Below are 11,874 nucleotides of genomic sequence, written 5' to 3'. Positions count from 1 at the left end.
TCATCAGCGGTCAGAGGCGTTAACGTACGGAGGGAATAATGATTTCGTCTCGCTTGAGTGGCGCTTTCGTCATCACGTTGGCGACGGCACAGATGATGGCGCCTGCAAATGCAAGCGGGCAGGATACACTTTCGAAAGCGACAACGCTTCCAAGTCAGGCGACGAATGATCTAATTCGTAACCTGCCTGAAGTGGGTGCAAAGGTTTGGGCGTCGGAGAAGCCCGCGTTCCGCGATCTTGTGGTGGACCAGAACAATCTGAACGCTGCTGGACAGCAGAAACTTGAAATGAATGATGGTCAGCAAAAGACAGTACCATTCGTCGTACCAAATTCGATGATCATCAAGTTCGAATCGGACGTCACGCCCGCTCAAGTAGATGACTACCTGAAGTCCAACAATCTCCCGGTAATTCAAAAATTCGAGAATATCGGCGCGGTCCAGGTCAAAACCGATATTTCGAAATATTTCCAGAGTGAGATCACGGACAAGAACGCGAACGAGTCCATTCTCAGAGGCATGAATCAAGCAATCGACAGCTTCAAAAAGGACCCACGCGTCCTCAGCGCGACGCCGGACGTTTTTCTATCAGACAAAGCGGCAGACGACGTCGATGTTCGGAATATGATCGAGCCCACCGATGTAATAACCGGCACGTTGGGTGCGGCGTTAGCGCCGACGATCGACTGGGGCGTCAAGGATATCGAGGCAGACAAGCTTTGGTCTATGCCAGGCGCCAATGATGGGATCATATTCGGCGTGATGGATGTCGGATTTTCGCGGCATGAAGACCTGTCGTTTCTTGAGTTCCCCACGGACACCCATGCGGACAATCACGGCAACCATGTTGCGGGAATTGCGTGTGGACTACACAATTCGAAAGGCATCGAAGGCGTCCTGCCCAACTGCTTTGTCCGGGCGCGTTCGGGCGACGTCTTCTTCCAGTCCGGGGCCCAGACGCCCGAATTGCGCTTTGTCGTTCTCTTTAGCCAGATACTCGCGACCCTCAACAACTTCGTCGGTGGTGAAGACGACGTCTCCACCTACAACGTCAGTCTGGGCTATAATTGGCGGAGCAACTTTGGGATCAATCCAGATCTCCCTGAATCGGGCGCATGGCGTTCGCTCGTGGAATCCCAAGGCGTGATCCTGGTGTCCATCCTCGAGGCAGCCAACAAAGACGGGAAGGTGATTTTTTCCGCTGCCGGAAACGACAGCAAAAAAGGTGAAACACCGATCAGCGCGCAGTATGCCAGCCCGTTCAATTGGGCGGCATTGGCAGCGAGAGACAAAGGTATAGAAAACGGCGTTATAGTCGCTGCGCACGACGCGGCAGGCAAGCGCGCAAACTTTTCGAATGTCGATGCCGACATTTCCTGCCCTGGTGTCGACGTCGTAAGTTCGCTGGCCTTTGACGGACAGAGCAACCCTTCAAACTCCTCCTACGGAAAGATGAGCGGTACATCCATGGCCTCGCCATATTGCGCTTCCGCTCATGTCCTGTTCCGCTTGATCCGGCCCGAGTACACCGGCGTGGAGGCAGTTAAATGCATGGTTTCATCAGGTGCCTCCGGAGACGCCGCGGCACCGATGCTAAAGCTGACAAAAGCGCTGGCAAAATGCCCACCTAAAAGCTGATCGTCGTCTCTTGAATAAGGAGCTGAGAACAGAATGAACGCGCCTCTGGTTCCGGATGACATCGAGCTTGAGAAACGAAGCGACAGTCTCGTCTTCGAAGTAAAGAGAAGTGACGGTACCGCGGTGACCGAAGCCGAGTATCAGGCCCTTCGGCAGCCGTATCCGCCATTTCCGAGCCCGACTGCTTCCACTGATCACGAACTAGAGGCGCGGCTGGCTCGACCCTACAGGATTTGTGCTGAAGGGGATTCTTGGGTGAATATCCTCTGGCCAATCTCGAAGGTCAGGGGTTTTAACGAGAGTTTCGTCGATATCATCGAGAGTGATCAACGTTGCTTTGTAAACAACATCGGGTGGCCGGGCGATGAGTTCTCGGACATCGTCGCGAAGGAGCAGTATAAGGGGCCAATCCAGAGCGGGGTTTTCGGCTTCTTCATACTCTCTGGCGGAGGAAATGACTTCCTCGGCGGGCGGAGCCTGGCGCGGTTTGTAAAGCCATTTTCGACAGGTGGCGGGGTAAGCGATCCTTGGGCCTATGTTCGCAGGGACAACTTGAAGGCAATTTTTGCTGAAGTTGCTGCCGGTTATCAGCGGATCATCGACAACGTCCAGACATGGAGCAGAAATACGCAAATTCTGCTCCATGGTTATGACTACGCGTTACCTCGTCCAGGTGGCCCGTGGATGGGTACGCCGTTCAGCGCTCTCGGCTATAACATCGGCGATCCTATAGTAGCCGCGATCATCCGCGTCGTCGTTGACGAGTTTTACGATCTCCTATCGGATTTTGATCGTCGGGAACGCAACGTTCATCTGATCAACGCCAGGGGATGCTGTGCCGGGCACTGGCATGACGAACTTCATCCGGACAAAAGCGCAGCTATCAAAATCGCGCAGAAATACCTTGAAAAGATGGCGGAGCTAGCTCCGGTGGCTTGAGCCTTCATAAGGGCGGGCAGGTAATCTGCTTTCATCTTGCATTAGGGAGACGATACTCGGCCTGGGCCATAAAGTCACGGAGGGACGACGATGAAACTACAAATGGCTGCGGCCGTTACCGTTGTGGCGGCGCTGATCGATCCGGCGCTAGGGCAATCTTTCAAAATATGCACGCCTGAAGGTGATGGAACCTTCACGCCTAATTTCAACGCTGTGCCGAGTATGGTGGTGCATAGCGACGCAGTCATGGACACGAAGCGGGGCGATATTGGACTCGGCGGCACCGCTTCCGAACGAGTCTTTTCGTTCAGCCGAACCATCTCCGCGGTCTTGGCAAGTGCCGGCGGTGATACTAGCCCTGCCGCGCAAAAGGAGTTCGTGAAGTCGATGCTAGCCACGTTTGTTCCGGCCGAGACATTGCCGCTGAACACCAAAGGTGGCGTCGTGATGCCACTTGACGCCCGTGGGGAAGCCGCAGCTCTCGATGCTGAAAAAATGTTGAACGAGAGTAGCGATCAAGCAATGAAGCCGCTGGCGGTATTCAACCGGTTTGATCTCGCTCCTGACAACTGGGCCCATTGCGGTGAGCATCGTATCATTTACGCACGTCAGCCCCTGGCCGATGGGCCGGGGCGTTTCCTTCTAATTTTCGAGGCGATGGTCCCCAACCCAAAGCCGTCGGAGGGTAAGGAAGGGTGCAGACCCGTGGCCGAGTTCTGGGCGAATCTGTCCGAACCTGGCTTGTCGCCGACGGAGTTGGCTCGCCGCTTATCGGCATTTTACTACGAAGGTAAGACCTCGCCAGCCCTCGCTGCTCCAGACCTGCTTAGGCCGGTTGTCGACTACCGCAACTACGGCGGCGACGGCGGGCGCGGCCAAGTTAGAGCCAATGCATTCAATCCACCTCCCTGGCAACTGCGAGAGTGGCTGACGCAACGTACATTCAACCCTGCTCCAGCGTCGCTTCCTCTGACTTTCGTACCAGTGACCGCAAAAGATAATCCTCTTGCGGAGCTCTACCGTGACGATCTGTTGGGAACCACATTCTTGACCAAAAATCCCGCAACTGCCGCAAACCTTCTGCACGGCCAGTTTCTGCAATCGCTGACGAGCATGATCGCGCTGCGATTGTTGAGCGAGACGACCGCGCAACATCAGTTGCTGGTCAACGAGCTAAATCTTTATCATCTCGGAACAGGCGTCGCTGCCGAACTTACACCTGACAAGGTCCTCTTAAATACCATAGCCCTCGGTAATGAAGATAAGTTCAACGAGTTCCAAAGTACTTCCCAAGGATTGTCCGATGCGCCGGGTGATGGTGGTGCCAGCCTATTGGTCACGCAAATGCTAGATCAAGTCGGAAACACTGCGAGCCCATTCGTGAACCCGCAGCGTGGCCAGATTTTATTGAACCGTGCGCGTGCTGCGACCTGTGCCGGCTGTCACATGACGGCGTCGCGGTCGGCAGGCGGAGGCTTCGCCGGACCGGGCGTGGTCGTGCTTGAAAAGCCAAACGGAACAGTAGTGCGTTGGCCGGACGTTGATCCGGGTGGATTCGTTCAAGTTAGCGAATCACGCGCCCTTTCGCCAACACTTACCGATGCATTTCTGCCGTTCCGCCGATACGTGCTCGCTCGGTACCTATGTAACGCACCGGAACCAACGCCCCCAGAAATCGGCTATGAGCCCTATGGAGATATGCCGGCACCTCGTACTGTCGCGGCCGCGGTCGGTGAGGGGCTTGTGGAAGAAACTGCGCAGGGCGGATATTTTGTGGAAGACCTCGTTCGTGACTTCGCGGCCGGCGCGGGTGTCTCGCAGCCGATCGCTACTCCCAACGCAGCGGAAACAACCTCACGGGTTCACCAGTCGATTGAGGCGCTAACGCCTGAGCAACTTTCCGCCTTGCGCGAAAAAGTCGGTAACGCGATCGCGATTGCCCGCAATATCGAACTACAGCGATCTGGCGCCTTCGTTGAGACGCGGCGACCGCACTAAGCTCCGCTGCTCCCGCCTGAATGTCGGTAGGCGGTGCGTTGACTATGCGCAGACATCCTCAGGGCCTACACCAATCTCCTTCAACCACTCCATCACATGTGGCAGGCCGATAAAGGTGTAGATACCACCAAGCCCACATTCCAGCCTCGGTTCTCTGGGAAGTGGAGGTACGCCCCTCGATGCGATTCCGACCAGTAAGCGCCCTACCGCTCATAGACTCCAGGAAAACCGGACCGCCGCTATCGCCGCGGCAAGAGTCCTAACGCCGTGATCACGCCGGTCAGCACCAAGGATCAGAACGCGCGAGGCCAAGTAGATGCCTCTGAACCGCCTCGAGCTCACCCGATATGGAAAGTTCACCGACGGCGTTCTCGATTTCGGCGACAAGCCGCACCTGTCGCCTGACCTGCATGTCGTCTACGGCCCGAACGAAGCCGGCAAATCGACATCCCTGGACGCCATTCTCGATCTGATATTCGGGATAGGAACCACGAGCCGGTACGGCTTCCTGCATCCATACCCGACAATGCGGATAGGCGCGAACATCACCGTAGCGGGAAACGACCGGGAGTTCCTACGCATCAAGCGGCCCCAGAACAGCTTGCTGGACAGCGAGGATCATCGAAACAGTCTGGACGCCGCCTCGGCCGACGCCTTCGAAGCCGCTATGAAGACGGACGACCATCTGACGTCACGGCGACTGCTGTATTTTGCCGAAGTAGGCAAGCTCCATCAGCTCGGCCATCGACGGGCCGCCGTCGGCGCGGAAATCGACACCTGTCGCAACCGACTGCAGCAAGCGTCGTTTCCAACCGCCGCCGAAGTCCGTGAATTAACTCCGGCAATGAACGCCGCATGCACATGGGAATAGGTTGATCATTTCAGAACGCCGCTTTCAAACACAACTCGACTCATACTAAAACCTCGGCAACTTCACCATCTGGGGTTTTGCTAAAATGCATTTCGTTACAGCGATGAGCAAATGGGTTGGAAGGAAGGCGGTTCAGGCCCGCTGGACGATCGCTAGCATTGTTCTAATCGTCGTTTCTCTACTTTTATTTGGCTTCGGTTTCTTCACGAAGACACCGAGTAACGTGGCCACTGGATCTAGTCAGTGGTTCGGAAATCTCGCTTGGGAGTTGGGTAAGCTTGGGCTTTCTGGTGGCGTTGTCGCGACTCTCCTGCGAATGCTAAACTCGATCAGCTTCTTTGAGGAGGTTTGGAAGTTTGCTTGGTCGGATTCCTATCTAGCAAAACGAAATGATATCGAAGATCTTTGGGAGAGGCTGACGGCGTTTCGATACCTTCGATTCTCCAACCTTCATGAGACCGAGCAGCGAGAGTTCCTGGAGCGACTGAAAGGTGCGATCAGGCAGGGCATGGGGCACGAAGAAAATCAATTTGTGAGAGGGATGCAACGCAATATTGACATCCGGTGGGCTGATGAAGCGCGAGGAGTTGTCGAAGTTACTGAACGTTCCACGTATGAAGTCGTGCCCCGTACGAACGAGCCGTTGACGATCAATACAAGGGTCCATGTGCATGGGAAACTTGGGATAAATGAATACACAGTCTCGAAAGACGAAATTAGACTTCTCTCAGACAATTCTCGGGCAATTCCTTTGACGTCGCAAACCGGACCGGATCATATTGAAACGCGCTACGAGCTGTCCGGCGCGAAAAGTTATAGGCTCCAAAGAGAACGGATATCCTCGTGGAAGTTGGATAATGATCCCGTTTTGACGGTCACCTCGCGGCATGTTTGTGATGGCCACAATCTTGAAGTGAATTGCGTCTCGCCTAATATTCTTACTCGCTTCAGGGAAAATGGAATAAATAAGATCTTCATAGACGACATGAGTCCTTCACAAAGGCAAAATAGGCCTGGTGACCAGCGGCAGCTATCTTCCGGAATCCTGCTTCCCGGCAATGGGTTCTCGATTTTTATCGAGCGAATTCCTTGAGGTCTTGCAATTTAACCCGTTGACACATAGTTTTGTAAGAACTCAACGCAACGCGAATTGGGAAAGGAAATCCAAGTGCGGTTACCTGAAGAGACGTTGATCTAAGGTTTCAGGATGCCCCGACAAGTCGGGGCATTTTTATTTTTGTCTTTCCTTGTGGGATGCTCGTTTGGCCTGCGGCAAACATAGACGCGACAAAGGGGAGATGCGGGACCGTGCGCGGTACATCGTCACACGGCTTCGGCGGAGTCGGGTTTCCTCCGAATACCGACCTGGCCCACATCCTATTTAACCTCTTGTTCCACCGTACTCGACCAGCCGCCATGTCTGGCCTCGGTGACCTTGCCCTGACATACGCCGGGGGATCGTGACCGTCCATGACCTGCGTGAGGCACTGGCGGGTTGTCTTCTCGCGGTGCGAGTACTTTTCGATATTTTGATGTAGACAACTTGTGGTTATGCACTTACGGCTGCGACTCTCGGTCACGCACACGAATCATCTATGGACATAGAGACTTTAGCAAAGGCGGCTCAACGCTGTTTTGGCAGTATCCCGACGGTCGTGCTCGGAAGCGGCGCGTCCATGCCACATGGTCTGCCTGGCATGAAAGCCCTGAGTAAATACCTGAATGCATCGGTGAAAGCCGAGGGTCCGGACGAGGAAGAAAAGTGGTCTCAGGTGTCCAAGGCGCTGGAAAGCGGCCAGCACCTGGAGGGCGCATTGGAAGGCGTGAACCTGCCACTCGGCCTTCTTCGCAAGATCGTCGCATCGACTTGGAAGTGCGTGAATGAGAAGGACGCCGATCTTTATTGCAAGCTCTATACCGATCCTTTCGCCTATCCGCTGGGCGAACTTCTGGAGGCGTTGTTCCGTAGCAACGCCAATACCATCGACGTCATCACGACGAACTACGATCGGGTGGTAGAGTATGCATGCAATTCCGCGGGTCTGCTCTTCCAGACCGGCTTTGCGCCGGGTTACCTCCAGAAGTGGGAAAACGGGGACAAGATCACGTTTCGAAACGGACACAAGGAGTCTCGCGTCGTCAAAATATGGAAGGTGCACGGATCCTTGGACTGGTTCCAAACGGCCGATGAGCGGGTCGTAGGACTCCCCGTGTTTTCCCTGCCGGACAGCGGCGTCAGTCCTTTGATCGTTACGCCGGGACTGAACAAATACGAAAAGACCTCGGAAGATCCGTTCCGAACGACAATCAACGGCGCCGACTCGGCTCTCAAGCGGGCCGCGGCGTTCCTCTGCATTGGGTTCGGCTTCCGCGACAAGCATATTCATCCGAAGATTATCGAGCGGTGCCGGGAAAAGAACGTTCCGATCGTGGTGCTAGCGCAGGAACTGACGGAAGAGGCGAAGAGCTTCCTACGATCCAAGGCCGGCAACAACTTTCTAGGCATCGAACAGGCCGGTGACGGCAGTCGGATCTTTACAGCGGAGTTTCCGGAGGGGGTGACCGTGGCATCGCCCAAGCTCTGGTCGATGAATGGGTTCAACAAGCTCGTATTCTAGGGGGAAGCATTGGGAATTTTTAAGTTCGACGACGCCGAGGCGCTCGGGTCGGTCGTTTCCGTGGACACGACCGCAGTCATCGTCCGTGTCGAAGATCTTGAACGGCTCAAGCGCCTGCAAGTGAACCGCCTCGTTGTGCTGCAAAGCAGCCGGGCGGGGCAACATCTCATCGGTATTGTCGTCAAGATCACGCGAAAACCCGATGATCGAGAGACCAATATTGTAATCGAACCGGGCGTAGATAGCGAGCCCACCGAAAACAACCTCGTTAGAATTACGCTTATCGGCACGTTGCTCGATAAGGTCGGGCTCACGTCGAATGTCTTCAGGCGCACCCTGGAAACGGTGCCGGAAATCGAGGCGAACTGCTTTTCGCTTGAAGGCGACCGGCTCACAAGGTTCATGCAGGTCGTATCGAATGTCGAGATGGACGGACCGAAGCTTTCGTTGGGTACGTTCACGTTGGACGACGATGCAGTCGCGTATCTGAACGGCAATAAGCTGTTCCAAAGGCATGCGCTGGTCGTCGGTAGCACAGGTTCCGGCAAGTCCTGGACGACCGCGCGACTGCTTGACCAAATCGCGGTACTGCCGCAGGCGAATGCCGTCCTTTTCGACATCCATGGTGAATATTCGCCGCTCGAAGGCGAAGCGTTCCAGCATCTCCGCATCGCTGGGCCTGGAGATATTGAAAAGGGGCGGGCGCTCGACGACGGCGTACTGCACCTGCCGTACTGGCTGCTCGGATACGAGGCCCTCGTTGCGATGTTTGTCGATCGCAGCGACCAGAATGCGCCGAACCAATCAATGGTGATCACGCGTACGATCACCGAAGCGAAGAAGGCGACCCTCAGCGAGCCCGAGCACAAGGAACTGCTCGACAATTTCACGATCGACAGCCCGGTTCCGTTTAGCCTTGACTCGGTGCTTAAGACGCTGGAAGAGCTTAACGGCGAGATGGTCACCGGAAGCTCCGGGCGCGAAAAGCAAGGCGACTTCCATGGCAAGCTTAGCAGGCTCATCGCGCGGCTTGAGGCGAAGAGCAGCGACCGTCGTCTGGCGTTCCTGTTTCAGCCACCGACTGAATGCATGCAGTTGGACTGGCTCGAGAAGATGGTGCACCGACTGGTCGCCGGCCGGGGCGCGCAGCAGGGCACGGGCGGTGTCAAGATCATCGACTTCTCCGAAGTGCCCTCCGACGTGCTTCCGCTAATGGTCAGCCTGCTGGCGCAGATCCTCTTTACGACGAGCTTGTGGACGGAATCCGAAATGCGCCACCCGATCGGTATGCTCTGCGATGAAGCTCATCTCTACATTCCGGAGCGTACGCAGTCGGACAGCGGCGACGCAGTCGCCGTCGAGATTTTCGAGCGCATCGCCAAGGAGGGACGAAAGTACGGGATCGGCCTGATGGTCATTAGTCAGAGACCGTCGGAGGTCAACCGGACGGTGCTCAGCCAGTGTAACAACGTGATCGCTATGCGCCTCACGAACGGTGACGACCAGAGTGTGATTAAGCGACTGCTGCCGGACTCGCTCGGAAGTTTCGGGGAGCTCCTACCGGTGCTCGACGTAGGGGAGGCGCTTGTCGTCGGCGACGCCAGTCTGTTGCCGACGCGCATCCGTATTTCGGAGCCTTCCCAAAAGCCCGACAGCCACACCGTCGCGTTTTGGGATCGATGGAGCGAAGCCGAGGCGAAGTCCGATACGGCCAATGCCGTTAGGGCGTGGCGTCGGCAAAGCATGTCTTAAACACGGCTGCAGGTGGGAACGAGGGTCGCGCCCGGCGGAGAGCGGGGTCGGGAGTTTCAGATCTAGCCGGGCGCTGAGAGTTCCACTTCTTGTTTCAAAATCGAACGAGACATAAGTTGTACTCGTGGGTCAGGTTGAAGAACTCCTATGGTCAAGCGAATGACTCCAGCCCAGTATAACGCAATGGTCAGGCGGTATAACGCCGAAGTCGATCGCGTAAATCGCGCCAATAAGGCGGCCGTCGACAAGTTCAACCGCGAGCGCAAGGCGGAGATCGACGCTATCAATCGCCACAACCACAAGGTCGTCAACGACTACAATCGCGAGGTTCGCCGCTATAACGAGAATGCGAAAGCTGCCGTCAGGAAATATAACCAGGCGGTAACGTCTCATAACAACCAGGTACGACAGAATCGACAAGCGCTCTCGAGACAGATAGCGGCGCTGAAAGCCCAGACTTCCACCACTCGCTATGTCGAGGTCAGAAACTCCGCGTACGATATCTATGACCAGTTCGAGCGGGTGGAGCGCGAAGCCCAGCATTCATCGGGCGTGTCAGATCTGCTCGCGCTTTCCGAGCAGGAAGCCGCCAACAGTGCGAAGGTCGCAGCGGTCCTTGTATCCGATGTGCCGGCCGAACCGGAGGTACTCGAGGACTCGGGGATCCTCGAATATCTCTCGGGGTTTTCTCAGGATTTGTGCGACCGCTGGAAAGGTGCGATCTTCGCGCTGAACCCAGCGAACACCGATGCCGCACGCCATTTCTGCACGAGTGTCCGGGAGATATTCACAGAGATACTGGAAAAATGGGCGTACAACGATGATGTCATCGCGGCGGATGCCAATTGTGAACGGACTCCCAACGGCACGCCTTCACGACGTGCAAAAATCCGATACCTCTTGAAGAAGAAAGGGGCGGATACACCCGAAATGCTTGGGTTCGTCGAGAAGGACAACGATGACATCATCCAACTATTCGGCGTCTTTAATGAAGCGACACACGGCGCAGCAGGCAAACATGGATTTGCCAAGCTCCTGAGCATTCGCCAACGCGTTGAGGGCGGAATCATGTTCTTGGCAGCAGTTGCTCTTTAGAGCGTGCCCAGGTTTGCATTAGTTTTGCATAATAACCGTCGTTCGGAGCCTTCGATGAAAATTGCTTGCCTAGGTTGGGGGTCCTTGGTGTGGGCTCCGAGGGAGCTACCGCTTCGTTCTGATTGGTCTGCAGACGGACCATCGCTTCGGGTGGAGTTCGCGCGGCAGTCACGAGACGGTCGCATCACGCTTGTCATCGTGCCGAGGGCTGAACTGGTTACTTCGCTTTGGGCTGAGATGGATTGCGGCGATCCCGATACGGCGAAGGAGTTCCTTCGGCAGCGAGAGGGCCGTCCAAGGCCGCAGCACATCGGCCTTTGGACCTGCGGGGAAGCAACGCCCGCTACGTTGCCCGGCCTAACGGATTGGGCTCAACCTCGACATCTATGTGTCGACCAACAGCCTGAAGGCGGCGGCCGAGGCGGGCAGAACGGTCACACAGGCGCTCGGCGAGGCCTTCGACCGGATGTTGGCCGACGGCAAGATCTCGGAAAAGGACCGGGATTCGATCAGGGCGATTGCGGCTTACTGGAGAGCTGGCTCGGGGAAATTTGGACAGCACGGATAAGTGGAATTTCTGTCTGACTTCGGCTTAGATGCCGGGAACAGGAGATACCATGACGAGACGACCGCGCCGGAACCATAGTCCGGCTTTCAAGGCGAAGGTGGCGCTGGCCGCCATCAGGGGTGAACAGACGCTTGTGGAATTATCCCAGCAGTTCGACGTGCACGCCAATCAGATCAAGCAGTGGAAAGACCAGCTCCTTGAGGGGGCGACAGGCGTTTTCGGCGATGACGCCAAAGCGGAACCGGCGGCTCCGACCGTCGATGTCAAAACCCTGCACGCCAAGATTGGGGAGCTGACGTTAGAGAACGATTTTTTATCCGGTGCGCTCGGCAAAGCCGGACTGCTGAGCGGAAAGAAATGATCAACCGCGAGCACAAACTGTCCGTTGTCCGCCAG

General features: G+C 56.0%; 8 protein-coding genes and 2 pseudogenes. All 10 read left to right on the top strand.

Annotation, left to right across the window (positions count from 1 at the left end; translation table 11 throughout):
* Positions 1–38: 38 nt before the first annotated feature.
* The gene (locus tag FHX09_RS22405; RefSeq protein ID WP_184450662.1) at positions 39–1,637 is read left to right on the top strand and encodes a S8 family serine peptidase; all 1,599 of its coding nucleotides are present in this window, start codon (positions 39–41) and stop codon (positions 1,635–1,637) included.
* A 33-nt stretch (positions 1,638–1,670) separates the two neighbouring features.
* Complete coding sequence (locus tag FHX09_RS22400) at positions 1,671–2,576, top strand: hypothetical protein (RefSeq protein WP_184450661.1); 906 nt, start codon at positions 1,671–1,673, stop codon at positions 2,574–2,576.
* Between the two features lie 90 nt (positions 2,577–2,666).
* A complete protein-coding gene (locus FHX09_RS22395; protein WP_184450660.1) occupies positions 2,667–4,574 on the top strand; it encodes a hypothetical protein in 1,908 nt (635 codons plus the stop codon).
* 316 nt (positions 4,575–4,890) lie between these two features.
* A pseudogene (locus FHX09_RS30055) lies at positions 4,891–5,193 on the top strand (AAA family ATPase); the annotation flags it as partial.
* Between the two features lie 337 nt (positions 5,194–5,530).
* Positions 5,531–6,538: a hypothetical protein gene (locus tag FHX09_RS22385; protein ID WP_184450658.1), complete on the top strand. Its 1,008-nt coding sequence runs from the start codon at positions 5,531–5,533 to the stop codon at positions 6,536–6,538.
* Between the two features lie 604 nt (positions 6,539–7,142).
* The gene (locus tag FHX09_RS22380) at positions 7,143–8,063 is read left to right on the top strand and encodes an SIR2 family protein (protein ID WP_210301579.1); all 921 of its coding nucleotides are present in this window, start codon (positions 7,143–7,145) and stop codon (positions 8,061–8,063) included.
* 9 nt (positions 8,064–8,072) lie between these two features.
* Entirely contained in the window at positions 8,073–9,815 is a 1,743-nt protein-coding gene (locus FHX09_RS22375; protein ID WP_184450656.1) for an ATP-binding protein, read from the top strand.
* A 159-nt stretch (positions 9,816–9,974) separates the two neighbouring features.
* Entirely contained in the window at positions 9,975–10,910 is a 936-nt protein-coding gene (locus FHX09_RS22370) for a hypothetical protein (RefSeq protein WP_246699490.1), read from the top strand.
* A 388-nt stretch (positions 10,911–11,298) separates the two neighbouring features.
* Positions 11,299–11,478 carry a hypothetical protein gene (locus tag FHX09_RS22365; RefSeq protein WP_184450654.1) on the top strand — a complete coding sequence of 60 codons (180 nt, stop codon included), beginning with the start codon at positions 11,299–11,301 and terminating at the stop codon, positions 11,476–11,478.
* Positions 11,479–11,527: 49 nt separating this feature from the next.
* Positions 11,528–11,874: pseudogene (locus FHX09_RS22360) on the top strand (transposase); the annotation flags it as partial.

This window comes from Rhizobium sp. BK538, from assembly GCF_014197575.1.
In the GTDB taxonomy this organism is placed as follows: Bacteria; Pseudomonadota; Alphaproteobacteria; order Rhizobiales; family Rhizobiaceae; genus Rhizobium.
The sequence above is the reverse complement of the archived record's forward strand: the minus strand, read 5'-3'. Positions and strand labels throughout refer to the sequence as shown.

Coding starts and splice junctions, on each gene's coding strand:
- FHX09_RS22405 (WP_184450662.1), top strand. CDS start 39: ATGATTTCGTCTCGCTTGAGTGGCGCTTTCGTCATCACGTTGGCGACG.
- FHX09_RS22400 (WP_184450661.1), top strand. CDS start 1,671: ATGAACGCGCCTCTGGTTCCGGATGACATCGAGCTTGAGAAACGAAGC.
- FHX09_RS22395 (WP_184450660.1), top strand. CDS start 2,667: ATGAAACTACAAATGGCTGCGGCCGTTACCGTTGTGGCGGCGCTGATC.
- FHX09_RS22385 (WP_184450658.1), top strand. CDS start 5,531: ATGCATTTCGTTACAGCGATGAGCAAATGGGTTGGAAGGAAGGCGGTT.
- FHX09_RS22380 (WP_210301579.1), top strand. CDS start 7,143: ATGAAAGCCCTGAGTAAATACCTGAATGCATCGGTGAAAGCCGAGGGT.
- FHX09_RS22370 (WP_246699490.1), top strand. CDS start 9,975: ATGACTCCAGCCCAGTATAACGCAATGGTCAGGCGGTATAACGCCGAA.